The organism is Streptomyces sp. NPDC000410 (assembly GCF_040300305.1).
GTDB lineage: Bacteria > Actinomycetota > Actinomycetes > Streptomycetales > Streptomycetaceae > Streptomyces.
Genome location: NZ_JBEPDM010000027.1, coordinates 52,472 through 72,722, shown reverse-complemented (window position 1 = coordinate 72,722; position 20,251 = coordinate 52,472). Strand labels below are relative to the sequence as shown.

Genomic DNA, 20,251 nt, shown 5'->3' with positions numbered 1-20,251 from the left:
AGCTCCCGGCCGCCAGGTGTGCTGGGGGGCCCGTACACCCGCATAGATTTGTCGATATGACGCGTACGGAGTACCCCTGGCTGCTGCCCTCGGGCATGTCCGGTCCAGGAGATGGCGGAGCACGGCCGCGGCGGACCGTGCGCGACTGGATCGTGGACACGGCCCTGTTCCTGTTCGCCGCCCTCATCGGGCTGGTCGCGGCCGAGTCGAGCCAGGAGATCAACGGCTCGGGCGCCGTCGTCCTCGTCGACCAGCTCGTCGGCGCCGCGGCCTGCTGCGCGGTGTGGCTGCGCCGCCGCCGGCCCGTGGAGCTCGCCGCGGCCCTCGTCGTGATCAGCCTGTTCGTGCCGGTCGCGGGCGGGGCGCTGCTGGTGAGCCTGTTCAGCCTCGCCGTGCACCGCCCGTTCCGCCCGGTGGCCGTCCTCGGCTCGCTGGCGGTGCTGTGCAGTGTGGCGCAGCCGTTTCTGCGGCCCGAGCCCGGAACCCCGACCGTGATCAGCGCCGTCGCCGGGGTCATGCTGGTCCTGCTCGCCATCGGCTGGGGCATGCTCGTACGCTCCCGCCGCACGCTCGTCGTCGTCCTGCGCGAACGCGCCCACCGCGCCGAGACCGAGGCCGAGCTGCGCGCCGAGCAGGCCCAGCGGCTCGCCCGCGAGGCCATCGCCCGCGAGATGCACGACGTGCTCGCCCACCGGCTGACCCTGCTCTCCGTCCACGCGGGCGCCCTGGAATTCCGCCCCGACGCGCCCCCGGCCGAGGTCGCCCGCGCCGCCGGGGTCATCCGCGACAGCGCGCACGAGGCACTCCAGGACCTGCGCGAGATCATCGGCGTACTGCGCGCGCCCGGCGTGGACGGGGACGGGGACGAGGGCCACCGCCCGCAGCCCACCCTCGCCACCCTCGACGCGCTGGTCGCCGAATCCCGCGAGGCCGGGATGCGGGTCGTCCTCGACAACCGCGTCGCCGAGCCCGCCGCCGCCCCGGCGGCCACCGGCCGTACCGTCTACCGCATCGCCCAGGAGGCCCTGACCAACGCCCGTAAGCACGCGCCCGGAGCCGCCGTCACCCTCACGGTGCGCGGCGGCCCCGGCGACGGGCTCACCGTCGAGGTGCGCAACCCCGCCCCGCAAGGGCCGGTCGCCGAAGTGCCGGGCTCCGGGCAGGGGCTGATCGGCCTGACCGAACGCGCCACGCTCGCCGGAGGCGAGCTGGAGCACGGGAAAACCGGCGACGGAGGGTTCCTGGTCCGATCCTGGCTACCGTGGCGCGCATGACCATCAGACTGCTCATCGTCGACGACGACCCGCTCGTGCGCGCGGGCCTCACCTTCATGCTCGGCGGGGCGGAGGACATCGAGATCGTGGGCGAGGCCGCCGACGGCTCCGAGGTGGCCGCGCTCGCCGACCGGCTGCGCCCCGACGTCGTCCTGATGGACATCCGGATGCCCCATCTGGACGGGCTCACCGCCACCGAACGGCTACGGGCCCGCCCCGACGCTCCCCAGGTCGTCGTCCTCACCACCTTCCACGCCGATGAGCAGGTGCTCCGGGCGCTGCGCGCCGGGGCCGCGGGATTCGTCCTCAAGGACACCCCGCCCGCCGAGATCGTCGCCGCGGTACGGCGCGTGGCGGCCGGCGATCCGGTGCTGTCCCCGGCCGTCACCCGCCAGCTGATGACCCATGTCGCGGACACCACCGCCCCCGACGACCGGGCGGGCCGCGCCCGCGACCGCCTCGCCGCGCTCGCCGAACGCGAACGCGAGGTGGCTGTCGCGGTCGGCCGCGGCCAGTCCAACGCGGAGATCGCGGCGGGCCTGTACATGAGCGTGCCGACCGTGAAGACGCATGTCTCCCGGATCCTCGCGAAACTCGGCCTCAACAACCGCGTCCAGATCGCGCTCCTGGTCCACGACGCGGGCCTGCTGGACGGGGGCGCGGAGTCTTAGGGCGCCTGCGGCGGGCCTTTCTCCCCTACCCGCCCCTTCCCGAACTGGGGGCAAGCCCCCAGACCCCCGTACGGCCTCCGGCCGTGTCCTCAATCTCCCCCTACGCCCTGCGGGCGTGGGGGACCCCAGAGGGGCTCCCTTGGAGCCCCGCCGGCGATTGAGGCGCGGGGGTTCGGGGGCAGAGCCCCCGACGTCAGCCCGCCGCAGGCGCCCCCACCCCCCATCACGCCCCCGCAATCTCCTCCAGCCGCACAACGCGTCGCTCCCGCCGCGACAGCTCGCACGCCTCCGCCACACGCAGCGCCTGGAGGGCCTCGCGGCCGTCGCAGGGGTTGGCGAGTTCGCCGCGGGCGAGCCGGATGAAGGCGTCGAGTTCGGCCTCGTACGCCGGGGCGAACCTCTCCAGGAAGCCCGGCCAGGGCTTGTCGGCGGGCGGCGGGCCCTGGGGTTCCGTGGAGGTGATCGGCGTACGGTCGTCGAGGCCGACGGCGACCGTGTCGGCCTCGCCGCACAGTTCCATCCGGACGTCGTAGCCCGCGCCGTTGCAGCGGGTCGCCGTGGCGGACGCGAGGGTTCCGTCGTCGAGCGTGAGCACGGCCGCCGCGGTGTCGATGTCACCCGCCTCCCGGAACATCGCGGGCCCGGCGTCCGAGCCGGTGGCGTACACCTCGGTGATCTCGCGGCCCGTGATCCAGCGCACGATGTCGAAGTCGTGGACCAGGCAGTCGCGGTAGAGCCCGCCGGACAGCGGCAGGTACGCGGCGGGCGGCGGCGCGGGGTCGGACGTGATCGCGCGTACGGTGTGCAGCCGGCCGAGCCGGCCCGAGCGCACCAGTGCGCGGGCCGCGCCGTAGCCCGCGTCGAAGCGGCGCATGAAGCCGAGCTGGAGCTGCGTGCCCGCGCTCTCCACCTCGCGCAGCGCGTTCAGCGTCCCGGGCAGGTCCAGGGCGATCGGTTTCTCGCAGAAGGCGGGCAGTCCGGCGCGGGCCGCCCGGCCGATCAGGTCGGCGTGGGCAGCGGTGGCGGAGGCGATCACCACGGCGTCCACGCCCCAGGTGAAGACCTCGTCGACGGAGGGGGCCGCGGTGGCGTCGATGCGGTGCGCGACCTCGCGGGCGCGCCCGCCGTTGGTGTCCGCGACCACCAGGGAGCCGACCTCGCGGTGGCGGCTGAGGACGCCCGCGTGGAAGGCGCCGATACGTCCGGTTCCGATGAGTCCGATGCGCATGGCCCCAAGGTGGAGGCCGCCCCGGGACCATGTCAAGCATTTGTCCTGACAACCTGACTTCATGGCTTCCCGTCAACATGCCCTGCGACTACGCTCGCACCGTGCCCAATCAGCCCGCCGAACTCCAGCTCCGTGTGGACCGCACCAGCCCGGTCCCGCTGTACTTCCAACTCTCCCAGCAGCTGGAGGCCGCCATTGAGCACGGCACCCTCACGCCCGGCAGCCTGCTCGGCAACGAGATCGACCTCGCCGGCCGGCTCGGGCTGTCCCGGCCCACCGTCCGCCAGGCCATCCAGTCGCTGGTCGACAAGGGGCTGCTGGTGCGCCGCAGGGGCGTCGGCACCCAGGTCGTGCACAGTCAGGTCAAGCGGCCGCTGGAGCTGAGCAGCCTCTACGACGACCTGGAGGCGGCCGGCCAGCGCCCCGCCACCCGGGTCCTGCACAACGCCGTGGAGCCCGCGACCGCGGAGGTCGCCGCCGCGCTCGGGGTCCCGGAGGGCAGCGACGTACACCTCGTCGAGCGGCTGCGCTACGCACACGACGAGCCCATGGCCCATCTGCGCAACCATCTGCCGGCCGGGCTGCTGGCCCTGGACACCGAACAACTGGAGTCCACCGGGCTCTACCGGATGATGCGCGCCGCGGGCATCACCCTGCACAGCGCCCGGCAGTCGGTCGGGGCCCGCGCCGCCACCGCCGACGAGGCCGGCCGGCTCGGGGAGGTGGAGGGTGCCCCGCTGCTCACGATGGAGCGGACCACCTTCGACGACACCGGGCGCGCCGTCGAGTTCGGCTCGCACGTCTACCGGGCGTCGCGGTACGCCTTCGAGTTCCAGCTCCTCGTACGCCCCTGACGCGGTACGCCGACGCCGTACGCAGCCCCCGGCGCGGCTCCGCGTAAGAATGTTCGGACAAAGTATTGACGGGTCGGCGCCGCCCCCGTAGAAACTCACCCAGCCGCAACCCGGCGGCCGGGAGAGAAGGCGGACCACCATGCGCACACCCCGCGCGGCAGCGATCCTGCTCGCCGCAGTCACGCTCACGCTCGCGGCCGGGACCGCCGGATGCAGCAGCTCCGGCGGCAAGGGCTCCGAGGAGAAGCCGGACGGCGGGGGAGGCGGCGGGAAGCCCGCCACCACCGAGCGGCTGAAGATCGCCATGGTGACCCACTCGGGCGAGGGCGACACCTTCTGGGACATCGTCCAGCGCGGCGCCAAGGACGCGGCGGCCAAGGACAACGTCGAGTTCCTCTACGCCGCGAACAAGGAGGGTAAGGAGCAGGCCCAGCTCGTCCAGACGTACATCGACCAGGACGTCGACGGCATCGTCGTCACCCTCGCCAAGCCGGAGGCCGTCAAGGACGTCGTCAAGAAGGCCGTCGCGGCGGGCATACCCGTCGTCACCATCAACTCCGGCGGAGAGTTCTCGGCGGAGGCCGGCGCGCTCGGCCATATCGGCCAGGACGAGTCCGTGGCCGGTGAGGCCGTCGGCGAGGAGCTCAACAAGCGAGGGAAGAAGAAGGCGGTCTGCGTCATCCACGAACAGGGCAACGTCTCCCTGGAGGCCCGCTGCGCGGGAGTGAAGAAGGCCTTCAAGGGCACCGTCGAGAACCTCAACATCGACGGCACCAACATGCCCGCCTCCACCTCCTCCATCGAGGCGAAGCTCCAGAGCGGCAAGGACATCGACGCGGTCGTCACCCTCGGCGCGCCGTTCGCCGCCGCCTCCGTCCAGGCCAAGCAGGGTGCCGGGAGCAAGGCCGAGATCGACACGTTCGACCTCAACGCCGAGGTCGTCAGGCGGCTCAAGGCCAAGGAGATCGGGTTCGCCGTCGACCAGCAGCCCTACCTCCAGGGCTACCTCGCCATCGACGAAATCTGGCTCAACAAGACGAACGGCAACGTCATCGGCGGTGGCAAGCCGGTCCTCACCGGTCCCGCCCTGGTGACCGAGAAGGACGTCCCCGCCCTCGAGAAGCTGACGGCCGACGGAACCCGATGACGTACGCGGCCACACCGCTCAGGGATACTTACCGCGGAGTATCACAAGCGGAGCAAGAGGGGCACGGCGTCGTGGCAAGGGTTCGTACAGGGGCACGCGCGATCGGCGCGATGCTGGCGGTGGTGCTCGGAGCCTCGCTCGCGGGATGCAGCGCGACCGGCGGCAAGCGCGCCGAGGACGCCCGTAAAGCGGCCGCGGGCCGGCCCGCGGTGGACACCCCCCGCTGGACCTTCGCCATGGTGACCCATTCGGGCGACGGCGACACCTTCTGGGACATCGTCCAGAACGGGGCCGAACAGGCCGCGGCCAAGGACAACATCGACTTCCTGTACGCCCACAGCGACGAGGGCAAGGAGCAGGCCGAGCTCGTCGACACGTACATCGACAAGAACGTCGACGGGCTGATCGTCACGCTCGCCAAACCGGACGCGATGAAGGACGCCGTCGCCAGGGCCACCAAGGCCGGTATCCCGGTGATCACCGTCAATTCCGGCTCGGCCGAGTCCAAGGTCTTCGGCGCCCTCACCCACATCGGACAGGACGAGACCGTCGCCGGCGAGGCCGTCGGCGACGAGCTCGACAAGCGGGGCCGCAAGAAGGCCCTGTGCGTCCTGCACGAGCAGGGCAACGTCGGCCACGAGCAGCGCTGCGCCGGAGCGAAGAAGACCTTCGGCGGCGAGCTGACGAACCTGTACGTGGACGGCACCAACATGCCCGACGTCCAGGCGTCCATCGAGGCCAAGCTCCAGTCCGACCCGTCCGTCGACGCCGTCGTCACGCTCGGCGCGCCGTTCGCCGACGCCGCCGTCCAGGCCCGGCAGGGCGCCGGGAGCAAGGCCGAGATCGACACCTTCGACCTCAACGCGAAGGTCGCCAGCGCGCTCCAGGACGGCAGGCTGGGCTTCGCCGTCGACCAGCAGCCCTACCTCCAGGGCTACGAGGCCGTGGATCTGCTGTGGCTCCACCGGTACAACGCCGACGTGCTCGGCGGCGGGCGGCCGGTCCTCACCGGACCGCAGATCATCACGGAGAAGGACGCCGCCGCACTGCAGGACTACACGGAGCGGGGGACCCGATGACCAGGACCGCACCACCACCGGCCGGCCACAAGGCCGGCGGCGCCGACGAACGGCTGCTGCGCACCTCGCCGCTGAAGAAGCTCCTCGGCAGGCCCGAGCTCGGCTCCGTCGTCGGCGCCGCGGCCGTCTTCCTGTTCTTCTCGATCGTCGCCGACAGCTTTCTGCGGGCATCCAGCCTCGGCACCGTGCTGTACGCGGCCTCCACGATCGGCATCATGGCGGTGCCCGTCGCCCTGCTGATGATCGGCGGCGAGTTCGACCTCTCCGCCGGTGTGCTGGTCACCAGCTCCGCGCTGGTCTCCTCGATGTTCAGCTATCAGATGACGGCGAACGTATGGGTCGGCGTCGCCGTCTCCCTGCTGGTCACCCTCGCGATCGGGTTCTTCAACGGCTTCATGCTGACCAGGACGAAACTGCCGAGCTTCATCATCACGCTCGGTACGTTCCTGATGCTGACCGGACTCAACCTCGGCTTCACCAAGCTGATCAGCGGCACGGTCTCGACCAAGACCATCGCGGACATGGAGGGCTTCCCGTCCGCAAAGTCCCTCTTCGGGGTCTTCAGCGTCGGCGGTGTCGAGATCAAGGCCACCATCGTGTGGTGGGTCGCCCTGGTCGCCCTGGCCACCTGGATCCTGCTGCGCACCCGCTTCGGCAACTGGATCTTCGCGGTGGGCGGCGGCGCGGACGCCGCCCGCGCCGTCGGTGTCCCGGTGTCGCGGACCAGGATCCTCCTCTACATGGGCGTGGCGTTCTGCGCCTGGGTCTCCGGCCAGCACCTGCTGTTCTCGTTCGACGTCGTCCAGTCCGGCGAGGGCGTCGGCAATGAACTGATCTACATCATCGCGGCCGTCATCGGCGGCTGTCTGATCACCGGCGGCTACGGCTCCGCGATCGGCTCCGCGGTCGGTGCCTTCATCTTCGGCATGACCAGCAAGGGCATCGTGTACGCGGAGTGGAACCCGGACTGGTTCAAGTTCTTCCTGGGAGCGATGCTCCTGTTGGCCACCCTGCTCAACGCATGGGTCCGCAAGCGTGCGGAGGCGACGCGGTGACATCCGAAACCGGCGCGGTGACATCCGAAACCGCAGCGACCTCTCTCGTCGAGCTCGACGACGTCAGCAAGTACTACGGCAACATCCGCGCGCTCGAAGGCGTCTCCCTCGAAGTCCACGCGGGCGAGATCACCTGCGTACTCGGCGACAACGGCGCCGGAAAGTCCACCCTCATCAAGATCATCGCGGGCCTGCACCGGCACGACGCGGGCACCTTCGCGATCGAGGGCGAGCGGACCACCCTCGGCTCCCCGCGCGAGGCCCTCGACCGCGGGATCGCCACCGTCTACCAGGACCTCGCGGTGGTCCCCCTGATGCCGGTCTGGCGCAACTTCTTCCTCGGCTCCGAGCCGACGAAGGGCAGCGGCCCCCTCAAGCGGCTCGACGTCCGGCTGATGCGCGAGACCACCCGCGCCGAACTGCTGCGCATGGGCATCGACCTGCGCGACGTCGACCAGCCCATCGGCACCCTGTCCGGCGGCGAGCGGCAGTGCGTCGCGATCGCCCGCGCCGTCTACTTCGGCGCCAAGGTGCTGGTCCTCGACGAGCCCACGGCGGCGCTCGGCGTCAAACAGTCCGGGGTCGTGCTCAAGTACGTGGCCGCCGCACGTGACGCGGGTCTCGGCGTGGTGCTCATCACCCACAACCCCCACCACGCCTTCCTCGTCGGCGACCGATTCGTGCTGCTCAAGCGCGGCACCATGTTCGGCAGCCACACCAAAGCGGAGATCACCCTGGACGAGCTCACCCGCCAGATGGCGGGCGGCAGCGAGCTCGACGACCTCCGCCACGAACTGGAGCGCGCCCCCGAGCCCCGGCATCTGGGCGGCCCTCCCGAGGACACCCCCTAGGGGGTGTCTTGTGGATCAGGCCGGATCAGGGAGCGGGGTCTGGCACCGCGCCTCGCTGCGTTGTCGTCGGTCGGCATGGCTCCGCCATGCCTCCCTCCTCCGCCTTGCGATCCACGGCCCCAGACCCCGCTCCCTGATCCGGCCTGATCCACAAGACACCCCCTGGCGATCGGCGCAGCGATCCGCGTTACGGCGCCCCCGGCACCCCGGATGGCACAATCGGGCACGGCGGGCGCCGTCCGCCTCCGCTGACCCGGACCCGACCCCCCACGACCCGCAGGGACGACGTGAGCACGTACCGCGACTTCGCACACCGGGGCTCCGCCCGCGCCACGGTCCTGCGGACCGTCTCCGCCCGCGAGCGTCGCTCCCACCTCACCGCGCCCCGCGTCCCCACCGTCGGCATCGACATCGGCGGTACGAAGGTGATGGCCGGGGTCGTGGACGCCGACGGCGTCATCCTGGAGAAGGTGCGCACCGAGACCCCGGACAAGTCCAAGAGCCCCAAGGTCGTCGAGGACACCATCGTCGAGCTGGTCCTGGACCTCTCCGACCGGCACGACGTGCACGCCGTCGGCATCGGCGCCGCCGGCTGGGTCGACGCCAACCGCTCCAAGGTGCTCTTCGCCCCGCACCTGGCCTGGCGCAACGAACCCCTGCGCGACTCGCTGCAGACCCGCCTCGCCGTCCCCGTCATGGTCGACAACGACGCCAACACCGCCGCCTGGGCCGAGTGGCGGTTCGGCGCGGGCCGCGGTGAGGACCACCTCGTCATGATCACGCTCGGTACCGGCATCGGTGGCGCGATCCTGGAGGACGGGCAGGTCAAGCGGGGCAAGTACGGCGTCGCCGGCGAGTTCGGCCATATGCAGGTGGTGCCCGGCGGGCACCGCTGCCCGTGCGGCAACCGCGGCTGCTGGGAGCAGTACAGCTCCGGCAACGCCCTGGTCCGCGAGGCCCGCGAACTGGCCGCCGCCGACTCACCGGTCGCGTACAACATCATCGAGCGGGTCAAGGGCAACGTCCCGGACATCACGGGACCGCTCATCACCGAGCTCGCCCGCGAGGGCGACCCGATGTGCGTCGAGCTCCTCCAGGACATCGGGCAGTGGCTCGGCGTCGGCATCGCCAACCTCGCCGCCGCCCTCGACCCCTCCTGCTTCGTCATCGGCGGCGGTGTCAGCGCCGCCGACGACCTCCTCATCGGCCCCGCCAGGGACGCCTTCCGCCGCCACCTCACCGGCCGCGGCTACCGGCCGGAGGCCCGTATCACCAAGGCACAGCTCGGCCCCGAGGCCGGAATGGTCGGCGCCGCGGACCTCGCCAGGCTGGTCGCCCGGCGGTTCCGGCGCGCCAACCGGCGACGCGTCGAGCGGTACGAGCGCTACGAGCGCTATGCCCAGGCCCTCCGTAACCCCGGCAGCAGCCGCACCTCCGGCGACACCACCCGCACCACCCCCCAGGAACCCTCCTCATGACCCAGCCCAGGCCCACGACACCGCCCGAAGACCGCCGTCACATGATCCGCCGCCGCCTGCTGACCGCGATAGTCATCGTGCTGCTCATCGGCATCCCCGCCGGCTATCTGGTGCTCGCCGCGGAGCAGAGCCGCTCCAGCGGCCGCGACAAGGAGCGGGAGTCCTCGGCCACCGGGCTGCGGGACAGCTGGCCCTCCAAGATGAAGCGCCGCGTCTTCGAGGTCCCGGTCCCGCCGAAGTCCACCGAGGTCGCCTACTTCGAGACCAGCAACTGGAAGTCCAGCCGGCTGTACGTCACGTTCCGCACGACCGCCGCCGGTCTCGACTTCTTCCTGACGAACGTCGGCACCAGCCGCTCCGAGCTCGGCACCGGTGAGATCAGCATCGGCGAGCGCGACGCCGCCACCGCCGGGTGGGCCTTCGGGGCCGGAGCCGACTGGGCCGCCACCACGCACAGCCAGGACGACCCCCGGCCGAGCCAGGACATCACCGTCGATCTGACCGATCCGTCCGCGCCCAAGGTGTTTGTCGTCTCGACCGCGACCCCCTGATCCGGAGATCAGGCGTCCGCTCGCTACTGTGGAGCGAGTGAGTGAGACGCAGACGCCGCCGGGCGTGCCCCCTAAGCCCCTGCAGTACCGGATCGACGGTCCGGACGACGCACCCGTGCTCATCCTCGGGCCCTCGCTCGGCACCACCTGGCACATGTGGGACCGTCAGATACCTGAGCTGTCCCAGCAGTGGCGGGTCCTCCGCTTCGACCTCCCCGGCCACGGAGGCGCCCCCGCCCACCCCGCCACCTCGGTGACCGAACTCGCCGACCGGCTCGTCGCGACCCTCGACGAGCTGGGCGTGCAGCGCTTCGGCTACGCGGGCTGCTCCATCTCCGGAGCCATCGGCATCGACCTCGCGCTGCGGGTGCCGCAGCGGGTGGCCTCACTGGCGCTGGTCGCCGCGTCGCCCCGGTTCGGCACCGCGGACGAGTTCCGCCAGCGCGGAGTGATCGTCCGTACGAACGGCCTCGACCCGATGGCCCGCACCGCGCCCGAGAACTGGTTCACGCCCGGATTCGCCGCCGCTCAGCCCGCGATCGTCGAATGGGCCGTACAGATGGTGCGCACCACCGACCCCGGCTGCTACATCGCCGCCTGCGAGGCGCTCGCCGCCTTCGACGTCCGCGGCGAACTGGGCCGGGTCGGCATCCCCACCCTGGTCCTGGTCGGCTCCGAGGACAAGCTCACCGGGCCCGCCGAGGCCCGCACCCTGGTCGCCGGCATCCCCGACGCCCGTCTCGCGCTGGTTCCGGGCGCCTCCCACCTCGCGCCGGTGGAGCAGCCCGCCGCGGTGACCGACCTTCTCGTACGTCACTTCTCCACGGCCTGGCAGACCGCGTCCGACACCACGACGGGGATGGCCGCGATCGCCGCGCCGCCCGTCGTCCCCGCGATCTCCACCCCGGTCGCCCCGGTCGCGGAGATCGCACCGCCCGCGGAGCAGCCGCAGGCCGTCGGTGTGACCCGGCCCGACCCCTACGAGGCCGGGATGAAGGTCCGCCGCGAGGTGCTGGGCGACGCGCACGTGGACCGGGCCACGGCCGCCGCGGACGACTTCACCGGCGACTTCCAGGAGCTGATCACCCGCTACGCCTGGGGCGAGGTGTGGACCCGGGACGGACTGGACCGCCGCACGCGCAGCGCCGTCACCCTGACCGCGCTGGTCGCGGGCGGGCACCTCGACGAACTGGCCTTCCACACGCGCGCCGCCCTGCGCAACGGTCTGACCCCGGTGGAGATCCGGGAGGTCCTGATGCAGGCGGCGGTCTACTGCGGGGTGCCGGCGGCGAACTCGGCGTTCCGTGTCGCCCAGGCGGTCATCCGTGAGGAGACCACTCCCCGCGACTGACGGTAATGTCGCGAACGTGAAGCTCACGAAGAAGTCACACGCCTGCGTCCGGCTGGAGAAGGACGGGCGGACGCTCGTCATCGACCCGGGCGGCTTCAGCGAGGAGGACGCCGCGGCCGGAGCGGACGCGGTCCTCGTCACCCACGAGCACCCGGACCACTTCGACGAGCGGCGGCTGCGGGTGGCCCTCGACGCGAATCCGGCCGCCGAGATCTGGACCCTGCGCAGTGTCGCGGACCGGCTCTCGGCGGCCTTCCCGGGCCGGGTGCACACCGTCGGCAACGGTGACACCTTCACCGCCGCCGGCTTCGACGTGCAGGTGCACGGCGAACTGCACGCCGTGATCCATCCGGACCTGCCGCGGATCACCAATGTCGGTTTCCTCGTGGACGGTTCGGTGTTCCACCCTGGTGACGCGCTGACCGTGCCGGAGCAGCCGGTCGACACGCTGATGCTCCCCGTGATGGCCCCGTGGAACAAGGTGTCCGAGGTCATCGAGTACGTACGGGAGGTGGGGCCGCGCCGTTCGATCGACATCCACGACGCCCTGCTGACCGATCTCGCGCGCCCCATCTACGACACCCACATCGGCAATCTGGGCGGTGCGGAGCACCGCAGGCTGGCCTCCGGAGAGTCGGCCGACCTCTGACGGGCCGCTGACTGTCGGACCCCGCGGTTACGCTTGCGGCATGCGCATCGCCACATTCAACGTCAATTCGATCACCGCCCGCCTGCCGCGGCTGCTCGCCTGGCTGGAGAGCAGCGGCACCGACGTGCTGTGCATCCAGGAGACCAAGTGCACCGCCGAGCAGTTCCCCGCCGACGCCCTGAAGGAGCTCGGCTACGAGTGCGCGGTCAACGCCGACGGCCGGTGGAACGGCGTGGCGCTGCTCTCCCGGGTGGGCCTCGACGACGTCGTCATGGGCCTGCCCGGCGGGCCTGAGTACGGCGACGTGCAGGAGCCGCGGGCCATCAGCGCGACCTGCGGTCCCGCCCGCGTCTGGTCGGTGTACGTGCCGAACGGCCGGGAGGTCACGCACGAGCACTACGCGTACAAGCTGGCCTGGCTGGAGGCGTTGAAGAAGGCGGTCGCCGAGGACGCCGCGGGGGAGCGGCCGTTCGCGGTCCTCGGGGACTACAACATCGCGCCGACCGACGACGACGTCTGGGACCCGGCCGTCTTCGAGGGGCTGACGCATGTGACCGCGCCGGAGCGCGCCGCGCTGGAGGGGCTGCGCGAGACGGGGCTCGCCGACGTGGTGCCGCGCCCGCTGAAGTACGACCACCCGTTCACGTACTGGGACTACCGCCAGCTGTGCTTCCCCAAGAATCGGGGCATGCGCATCGACCTGGTGTACGGCAACGAGCCGTTCGTGGCGGCCGTCAAGGACAGCTATGTCGACCGTGAGGAGCGCAAGGGCAAGGGCGCGTCGGACCACGCCCCGGTCGTCGTCGACCTCGATCTCTGAGACCTCCGGGCCGCCCGCCGCGCGCCCTGTGGTGCGCCGTCCACCGGAATGCGAGGGTAATCGATATGAACATCCCTTTCTTGGACAACTGGCGCAAACGGCACGACGGTGAGCAGGACGAGCGGGGTGGGCAGGCGCTGGCCTCCGGCTTCGCGGCCGACCCGGAGGGCGTCGCCGAGCTGCTCTCCGAGTGCGAGCTGCTCCGGGTCCGGGCGGGGCGGCAGGGGCTTGAACTGGATGACACCCCTGCCTCGTTGGAGGCGCTCGACCAGCTGTCGCCGCGCTGGCGGGACGATCCGGAGGAGCTGCCCTGGGTGGGCAACGACGCGGGCCTCTATCTCGGGACCGTGATCGTGCGGACCGTCCGGGGGGCCACCTGGCACGTCTGGCCGGGTGGCCACCCCGTCGTGCGCCTTGCCTCGGGGCGCGAGATCAATGTGGTCGAGGCGGGTCTGGACTGGGCGGTGACCGGTTCCCCCGAGCTCTCCCAGGTCTACGCGGAGGCGGCAGAGGCCTGAGTGGCGGCTGAGGCCCGAGTTCCTGCGTTCATCGGGCTTATGCCTCGTTTATGCGTGTCAGGATGAAGTCCCTTGCCGGGGTGGATAGTTTGCGCGGGCGGCCGGAGATCACTTCTCGCGCAGCGGGACCGACACGTACGACGGGTCGGCCGTGGGGGAGGAGAAGGTCAGCCGTGCGCCGGACGGATTGTGCTCGATGTAGAGCGGATCGACGGTGTCGACGACCAGGGCCACACGGTGACCGGCCGGGACGTCGTAGGCGGTGGAGAACAGCTCCAGGTCCACGGCGAACGGCCGGCCCGGGGTCCGGTCGTGGAAGGTGTAAGGGGCGTTGCTGACCAGCTTGCCGATGCCGAGCGGTCCTACGTCGTAGAGGTACGCGACGAGGGTGCCGCTCTCCTCGGTGCTGGTGACGGTCGTGTGCAGCTTCGCCGTCCCCCTGATTCGCTGTGCCGAGCCGTACCGTTCGGACTGCCAGACGGCGGCGAACGACCGGGGCAGCAGCGGGATCGAGGCGGTCGGGGGCAGCTTCAGGAACTGGTCCAGGGCGTTGGACAGCATGACGATGCCGCCGTTGGCGCCCGAGTCGATGTTCGCGTGGATCTTCTGCGTACCGCCCAGGGCGATCTTCCGCCGGTCCGCCCCCACCGACTTCCAGTCGGGGTAGCTCTCGTAGCCGCCGGTGGAGCGGGATTTGATCCGGACGGGCTGCTCGCGGTCGACGCCGTTGTCGGCGCCCTTGAGATGGTGGTCGAACCAGCGCTGTGTGCTCGTCCAGGTGTCGTTGGGCAGCCCCAGCAGGCCGGTGGCCTCGGCGGTGGCGTGGTCACCGGGGCGCAGCTCCAGCCGCTTGGGGCCGCTGAGCCGCTCGTAGAACTCGACGTACTGGTTGGGTGGGAAGATGGTGTCGCCCCAGGCGTTGCCGAGCATGACGGCGGCGCCGTTCTTGTTGAGGCGGTCGAGATAGGTGGCCGGGGAGCGCTTCTTCCCCCAGACGATCATCTCGTCTTCCTTTTCCAGGTTCGAGCCGAGGAAGTCGCCGAGGATGCGCTGGAGTTCCGGACTGGGGCGGCCGGTGAGATAGCCCGCGCCGCCGAGCAGCGCTGCGGCCTGGCGGTGCTGGGTGCGCCCGCTGTAGATGGACTCGATGAGGTCGGCCCAGCCGCTGAGCGCCGCGACGGCCTTGACTCGGTCGTCGTGCGCGGCTGCCAGCAGGCTGATTCCGGCGCCGTACGACACACCGGCCATGCCCACCTTGGCCGGGTCGGCGGGCGTGTTGGCGAGCGTCCAGTCGATGACCTTGGACGCGTCGGCGACGTCCGGCGGCCCGGCCACCTCGATCTGCCCGCCGGACTGCCAGAACCCGCGGGCGTTGTAACTGACGACCACGTAGCCGGATTCGGCGAGCTTCTTGGCCTGGGCGAGGTATTCGACCTGTGGCATGCCCCAGCTGGTGGGCAGCACGATCACGGGGTATCTGCGGGAGCCGTCGGCGTCCGCCGGGGTGACGACGTTGGCCTTGAGCACGGTGCCGCCGTCGCCCTGGATGTCGACGAACCGTATACCGGGGTGCGTGGCGGCGGCTGCCGGGGTGGCCGGGGCGAGCCCGAGGGCGGCGCCGGCCAGGAGGGCCGCCGAAACGGTGCCTGTCGTGGTCGAACGCAGGGCCTTGCGCGGGCGCGGGTGTCCCATCGGTCACTCCTGACTCGTGCCGGTCCGAAAGTGACCCGACGGTAACCGGCCGGGCTTACCGAAAGTAACCCGTCGGTAAGTTACGCACAGGTAACGATTGTTGGGTCGCGTCCCGGTGAAAGACCCGTAGTGCGCCCCATTCGCACCCTGGCGGAACACCGCGTCCGAGGGCCAACGTGGTGGCGTACTCCCTGCCGTCGGTGAACGGAGAAGACGTGACCCCCTTCGTGCTCCCGCACACGCTGCACGGCGACGGACCGCACCGGGTCGTCGCCGTGCACGGCTGGTTCGCGGACCGCGACGCGTACGCCGCGGTCCGCCCGGATCTCGACCTCACCTCGTTCACCTACGCCTTCGTGGACCTGCGCGGTTACGGCGAGGCGATGGGCACGCCCGGCTCGTACACCACGAGCGAGGGCGCCGCCGACGTCCTCGCGCTCGCCGACCGGCTCGACTGGGACCGCTTCTCGCTCATCGGCCACTCCATGGGCGGCTCCGTCGTCCAGCGCGTGGCCGGGCTGGCGCCGCACCGGGTGCGCCGGCTGGTCGGCATCTCGCCCGTGCCGGCCGGCGGCCTGCCGATGCCGCCGGACCAGTGGGGCCTCTTCGCCGACGCCGCCGACCGGCCCGCCAACCGGCGCACGATCATCGACATCACCACCGGCTCCGTACGCCCGACCGCCTGGCTCGAACGCATGACGCTGCGCTCGGTGCGGCGCAGCGACCCCAAGGCCTTCCGCGCCTGGCTCGACTCCTGGGCGGTCGACGACTTCCACGCCGACATCGACGGCTCCCGCGTCCCCGCCCTCGCCGTCGTCGGCGCCCTCGACCCGGCCATCAGCGCGGCGTTGACCAGGGAGACGTGGCTGCGCTGGTTCGCACGGGGCGAGCTCACGGAGCTGCCGGGCGCCGGGCACTACGCGATGGACGAGACCCCGCTCCAGCTGATCCGTACCGTCGAGGACTTCCTGCGGGCGGCCGACGCATGACCGAAAGACACACCGGCGCCCGCCGCACGAGACCCCGACGGACGGGTGGCGGGCGCCCGGCCACGGCCGAGGTCCCCGATGTGTTCGACCCCAGGCTGTACGCGGCCGGGCTGCCCCACGACGCCTTCCGCGCACTGCGAGCCCACCACCCGGTGGCCTGGCAGGACGAGTACGAGGTGCTGGGCTGGCCCGCCGGTCCCGGCTTCTGGGCGGTCACGCGGCACGCCGACGTCGTCCGCGTACTGAAGGACGCCGGGGACTTCTCGTCGTGGCTCGGCGCGACCCAGATCCGCGATCCCGACCCGGCCGATCTGCCGTTCATCCGCCGCATGATGCTCAACCAGGATCCTTCCCCCCGCCTCGCCGGGGAGAGTGCGTCCGGCCACGGCAGGCTGCGGCGGCTCGTCAGCCGGGCCTTCACCCCGGGCCGCGTCGACCGCTTCACCGCCGCCGCGCGCGCACGCGCCCGGGAACTGCTCACAGCCGCCCGCGCCTCGGGCCCCGTCGTCGATCTCGTCACCGCCGTCACCGACGAATACGCCCTGCTCAACCTGGCCGATCTGCTCGGTGTCCCGAAGAGCGACCGGGGGCTGCTGCTCACCTGGACCGAGCGGGTCATCGCCTACCAGGACCCGGACGAGCCACCCGTTCTGGACCGCGACGGAAACCCCGTCAATCCGCGCTCGCCCGCGATGCTGCGCGAGATGTTCGACTACGCCCAGGACCTCGCGGCGCACAAACGCCGCCGTCCCGCCGACGACGTCATGACCTCGCTCGCCACCTCCGGACTGCTCGGCGCGGAACTGGAGATGTTCTTCTTCCTGCTCACCGTCGCCGGGAACGACACGGTCCGCAGCGCCGCCCCCGGCGGGCTGCTGGCGCTCGCCGCGCATCCGGACGAGCAGCGGCGGCTGCGCGCGGGGGAGGTGGCCGTGGACACGGCGGTGGACGAACTGCTGCGCTGGCACCCGCCGGTGCTGTCGTTCCGCCGCACGGCGGCCCGTGACGTGACGCTCGGCGGGCGCCGGGTGCGCAGGGGCGACAAGGTCGTCGTCTTCCACGCCTCGGCCAACTACGACGAGCGGGTGTTCACCGACTCCTACCGGCTCGATCTGTCCCGCTCCCCGAACCCCCATGTGTCGTTCGGGGACGGGCCGCACGTCTGCCTCGGCGCCCACTTCGCCCGCCTGCAACTGAGAGTGCTGCACGAGGAGGTCCGGGAACTGCTGCCCTTCGTCACCCTCGCCGGACCGCCACCGAGGCGGCTGGTCTCCAACTTCATCAACGGTCTCAAGTCGCTGCCGGTGTCGATGGCTCGGGCTCCGGATACGGGGCCTGCGCCGCGCGCGTGACATCCGCGACGAGTTCGACGACATCGGGTCCGTACGCCTGGGCGTTGACGACCTTCAGCAGCAGCACGAAGGAGTTCGACCGGTACTTCCGGGCGAGCCGCTCGTGGTGGCGGGCCAGATAGCGGGTGGCGGCCTGGTTGGTGATGGCCCGCTGCCCGCAGAAGAGGAACACGGGCCTGCCGCCCTCGCCCGCGGTCAGGCGGGCCAGCAGGACGTACTCGGTCGTGCCCGCGTCCAGACGGTACTGCTCGGCGCCTATGAGGAACGCGCCCCGGTCCTCCGTGCCCTGCTCGAAGTTGTTGATCCGTACACCGGGAAGGAGGGTGCTGAGATGGGCCGCCATCCGGCGGTTCGAGTACGGACCGCCCACGCAGAACTCCGTACGGTCACCGAAACCCTGCCGCGCGACATCGTGCTGGACGATCTGCGCCTGCGCCCCGCAGTCCTTGATCAGGGCGGACAGCTCCAGCAGCGCGAACACGTCGAAGCGGTGGACCACGCCCTCGCCGGTGGCCTCGCGGTTGACGACGAGCAGACACTCGGAATTCCCCGGCAGCCCGAAGAAGGCCTGCTTGCGACGGAGCCCCCGGCGCCACAGGTAGGTACGGGCGAGCCAGCCGAGCTGGGCGCTGACACCGGCGGCGACCACGCCCAGCACGATGTCGCGGAGGTCTTCATTCATGGGCGCGCATGTTAGCGGGCCGGGTGAAACAATGTTCGAGACGGTCCTGACGGGAGCCACGCGGTGAAGTTACGCTGCGCGGACGTTCGTTGACCGGAGGTACGGATGCGTCGCAAAGCCGCTCGTCTCGTCACGATTCCCGCAGTCACCCTGGCCGTGCTGTCGTCCGGCGCGGCCGCGCCACCCACCCCCGCGGCGGATGCCCCGGCCAAGGAACCGGTGGCCGTCGGATACGGGGGAGCGGTCTCCAGCGTCGACGCCGACGCCTCCGCGGCGGGCATCGCGGTGCTGCGCGGAGGCGGCAACGCGGTGGACGCGGCGGTGGCGACGGCCGCGGCGCTCGGCGTCACCGAGCCGTACTCCGCCGGTATCGGCGGGGGCGGCTACTTCGTCTACTACGACGCCAGGACGAAGAAGGTCCACACGATCGACGGCCGCGAGACCGCGCCCGGCTCGGCGGACGCGTCCCTGTTCCTGGAGAACGGCAAGCCCATCCCGTTCGAGGAGGGCATGACCAGCGGGCTGAGCGTCGGCACGCCCGGCACACCGCAGACCTGGGACGCGGCCCTGGACGCCTGGGGGACCCGGCCGCTGCGGCAGCTGCTGAAGCCGGCGGAGCGGCTGGCGAAGGACGGTTTCACGGTCGACGCGACCTTCCGCTCGCAGACCCAGGCCAACGAGGCGCGCTTCCGGGACTTCCCGGCGACGGCCGAGCTGTTCCTGCCGGGCGGCCGACTGCCGGTGGTCGGATCCGTCCTCAAGAACCCCGATCTCGCACGAACCTACGCGGAGATGGGGCGCAAGGGCTCCGAGGTGATGTACCGGGGCCCGATCGCCCGGGACATCGTCGACACGGTGCGCGAGCCGCGTGTCCGGGAGGGCGCCACGAGGGTCGTACGGCCGGGCGATCTCACACTGAAGGACCTGGCGGGGTACGAGACCAAGCGGCAGCGGCCGACGAGGACGACGTACCGGGGGCTGGACGTCTACAGCATGGCGCCGTCGTCGTCGGGCGGCACGAGCGTGGGCGAGGCGCTCAACATCCTTGAAGGGACGGACCTTTCGGGGCTCTCGCAGGCCAAGTACCTGCACCGGTACATCGAGGCGAGCCGGATCGCGTTCGCCGACCGCGGACGATGGGTCGGCGACCCGGCGTTCGAGGACGTGCCGGTGCGGGAACTGCTCTCGCAGCGGTACGCGGACTCGCGCGCGTGCCTGATCCGCGACGACGCCGTGCTGAAGAGCCCGCTGGCCCCGGGGGACCCGAGGAACCCGGCGGCGTGCGCGAACGAGGGGAAGGCCACGCCGACGACGTACGAGGGCGAGAACACGACGCACCTGACGGTCGCCGACAAGTGGGGCAACGTCGTCGCGTACACGCTGACCATCGAGTCGACGGGCGGCAGCGGCATCACCGTCCCCGGGCGCGGCTTCATCCTCAACAACGAGCTGACCGACTTCTCCTTCGCCCCGGCCGACCCGGCCGTCCCCGACCCGAACCTCCCGGGGCCGGGCAAGCGCCCCCGCTCCTCCATGTCCCCGACGATCGTCCTCGACGACCGTGACCGGCCCGTGCTGGCGCTCGGCTCCCCCGGCGGCGCGACGATCATCACGACGGTGCTGCAGACACTGACGGGCGTCGTGGACCGCGAGCTCGCCCTGGTCGACGCGATCGCGGCCCCGCGCGCGAGCCAGCGCAACCAGTCGACGACCGAGATCGAACCCGCCCTGTGGAACAGCCCGGTCCGGGCCGAACTGGAGGCCCTGGGCCACGCCTTCCGCCAGAACCCGGAGATCGGCGCGGCGACCGGTGTCCAGCGACTGCCGGACGGCCGCTGGCTGGCCGCCGCGGAGACGGTCCGGCGGGGCGGCGGCTCGGCGATGGTGGTACGGCCCTCGGGGTCGTAGACACGGTGGGCGGGAGGGTGACGCCGGCGTCACCCTCCCGCATCCCTCTGGTGGCGCGGCCCCGCACCCCACGGCTTGCTGGTACGGGGGAGAAAGCGAGCC

19 protein-coding genes are annotated in these 20,251 nt (G+C 71.5%); 16 read left to right on the top strand and 3 right to left on the bottom strand.

The window, feature by feature from the left end; all coding sequences use genetic code 11:
* Positions 1–56: 56 nt before the first annotated feature.
* Positions 57–1,274 (top strand): sensor histidine kinase, encoded by a 1,218-nt coding sequence (locus ABT342_RS24380; protein WP_351577647.1) that lies wholly within the window; start codon positions 57–59, stop codon positions 1,272–1,274.
* Positions 1,271–1,945 (top strand): response regulator, encoded by a 675-nt coding sequence (locus tag ABT342_RS24375; protein WP_351577644.1) that lies wholly within the window; start codon positions 1,271–1,273, stop codon positions 1,943–1,945. Before ABT342_RS24380 ends, ABT342_RS24375 begins: the two co-directional genes overlap by 4 nt.
* 223 nt (positions 1,946–2,168) lie before the next feature.
* Here the strand turns inward: ABT342_RS24375 and ABT342_RS24370 are convergent, their stop codons facing one another.
* On the bottom strand, positions 2,169–3,173 hold the full coding sequence (locus ABT342_RS24370) for a Gfo/Idh/MocA family protein (RefSeq protein ID WP_351577641.1): 1,005 nt from the start codon (positions 3,171–3,173) through the stop codon (positions 2,169–2,171).
* Positions 3,174–3,250: 77 nt separating this feature from the next.
* Here ABT342_RS24370 and ABT342_RS24365 point away from each other — a divergent pair, with 77 nt between their 5' ends.
* The 11 genes from ABT342_RS24365 to ABT342_RS24315 all read left to right on the top strand — a co-directional run bounded on the left by ABT342_RS24365 (position 3,251) and on the right by ABT342_RS24315 (position 13,526).
* Positions 3,251–4,027 carry a GntR family transcriptional regulator gene (locus ABT342_RS24365; RefSeq protein ID WP_351577638.1) on the top strand — a complete coding sequence of 259 codons (777 nt, stop codon included), beginning with the start codon at positions 3,251–3,253 and terminating at the stop codon, positions 4,025–4,027.
* 139 nt (positions 4,028–4,166) lie between these two features.
* A complete protein-coding gene (locus ABT342_RS24360; RefSeq protein WP_351577635.1) occupies positions 4,167–5,174 on the top strand; it encodes a sugar ABC transporter substrate-binding protein in 1,008 nt (335 codons plus the stop codon).
* 71 nt (positions 5,175–5,245) lie between these two features.
* On the top strand, positions 5,246–6,253 hold the full coding sequence (locus ABT342_RS24355; protein ID WP_351577632.1) for a sugar ABC transporter substrate-binding protein: 1,008 nt from the start codon (positions 5,246–5,248) through the stop codon (positions 6,251–6,253).
* Positions 6,250–7,308, top strand: a complete 1,059-nt coding sequence (locus ABT342_RS24350) for an ABC transporter permease (RefSeq protein ID WP_351577629.1) — start codon at positions 6,250–6,252, stop codon at positions 7,306–7,308. Before ABT342_RS24355 ends, ABT342_RS24350 begins: the two co-directional genes overlap by 4 nt.
* A complete protein-coding gene (locus ABT342_RS24345) occupies positions 7,275–8,159 on the top strand; it encodes an ATP-binding cassette domain-containing protein (RefSeq protein WP_351577626.1) in 885 nt (294 codons plus the stop codon). The genes ABT342_RS24350 and ABT342_RS24345 overlap by 34 nt, the downstream gene beginning before the upstream one ends.
* Before the next feature lie 287 nt (positions 8,160–8,446).
* Positions 8,447–9,637, top strand: a complete 1,191-nt coding sequence (locus ABT342_RS24340; RefSeq protein ID WP_351577622.1) for an ROK family glucokinase — start codon at positions 8,447–8,449, stop codon at positions 9,635–9,637.
* Positions 9,634–10,188 carry a hypothetical protein gene (locus tag ABT342_RS24335; protein ID WP_351577619.1) on the top strand — a complete coding sequence of 185 codons (555 nt, stop codon included), beginning with the start codon at positions 9,634–9,636 and terminating at the stop codon, positions 10,186–10,188. Before ABT342_RS24340 ends, ABT342_RS24335 begins: the two co-directional genes overlap by 4 nt.
* Positions 10,189–10,225: 37 nt before the next feature.
* Entirely contained in the window at positions 10,226–11,539 is a 1,314-nt protein-coding gene (gene pcaDC / locus ABT342_RS24330) for a bifunctional 3-oxoadipate enol-lactonase/4-carboxymuconolactone decarboxylase PcaDC (protein ID WP_351577616.1), read from the top strand.
* Between the two features lie 16 nt (positions 11,540–11,555).
* Entirely contained in the window at positions 11,556–12,188 is a 633-nt protein-coding gene (locus ABT342_RS24325; protein WP_351577613.1) for an MBL fold metallo-hydrolase, read from the top strand.
* 40 nt (positions 12,189–12,228) lie between these two features.
* Positions 12,229–13,008 carry an exodeoxyribonuclease III gene (locus ABT342_RS24320; RefSeq protein ID WP_351577610.1) on the top strand — a complete coding sequence of 260 codons (780 nt, stop codon included), beginning with the start codon at positions 12,229–12,231 and terminating at the stop codon, positions 13,006–13,008.
* A 65-nt stretch (positions 13,009–13,073) separates the two neighbouring features.
* Positions 13,074–13,526 carry a DUF6278 family protein gene (locus tag ABT342_RS24315; RefSeq protein ID WP_351577607.1) on the top strand — a complete coding sequence of 151 codons (453 nt, stop codon included), beginning with the start codon at positions 13,074–13,076 and terminating at the stop codon, positions 13,524–13,526.
* 108 nt (positions 13,527–13,634) lie between these two features.
* Here the strand turns inward: ABT342_RS24315 and ABT342_RS24310 are convergent, their stop codons facing one another.
* Complete coding sequence (locus ABT342_RS24310) at positions 13,635–15,218, bottom strand: alpha/beta fold hydrolase (protein ID WP_351577603.1); 1,584 nt, start codon at positions 15,216–15,218, stop codon at positions 13,635–13,637.
* Between the two features lie 215 nt (positions 15,219–15,433).
* Here ABT342_RS24310 and ABT342_RS24305 point away from each other — a divergent pair, with 215 nt between their 5' ends.
* Together ABT342_RS24305 and ABT342_RS24300 are read left to right on the top strand one after the other, a co-directional pair.
* Entirely contained in the window at positions 15,434–16,207 is a 774-nt protein-coding gene (locus ABT342_RS24305; RefSeq protein WP_351577600.1) for an alpha/beta fold hydrolase, read from the top strand.
* 80 nt (positions 16,208–16,287) lie between these two features.
* Positions 16,288–17,559: a cytochrome P450 gene (locus ABT342_RS24300; protein WP_351577724.1), complete on the top strand. Its 1,272-nt coding sequence runs from the start codon at positions 16,288–16,290 to the stop codon at positions 17,557–17,559.
* Here the strand turns inward: ABT342_RS24300 and ABT342_RS24295 are convergent.
* On the bottom strand, positions 17,498–18,241 hold the full coding sequence (locus tag ABT342_RS24295; protein WP_351577597.1) for a hypothetical protein: 744 nt from the start codon (positions 18,239–18,241) through the stop codon (positions 17,498–17,500). The genes ABT342_RS24300 and ABT342_RS24295 overlap by 62 nt on opposite strands.
* Positions 18,242–18,346: 105 nt before the next feature.
* Here ABT342_RS24295 and ggt point away from each other — a divergent pair, with 105 nt between their 5' ends.
* A complete protein-coding gene (ggt, locus tag ABT342_RS24290) occupies positions 18,347–20,149 on the top strand; it encodes a gamma-glutamyltransferase (protein WP_351577594.1) in 1,803 nt (600 codons plus the stop codon).
* Positions 20,150–20,251 lie beyond the last annotated feature (102 nt).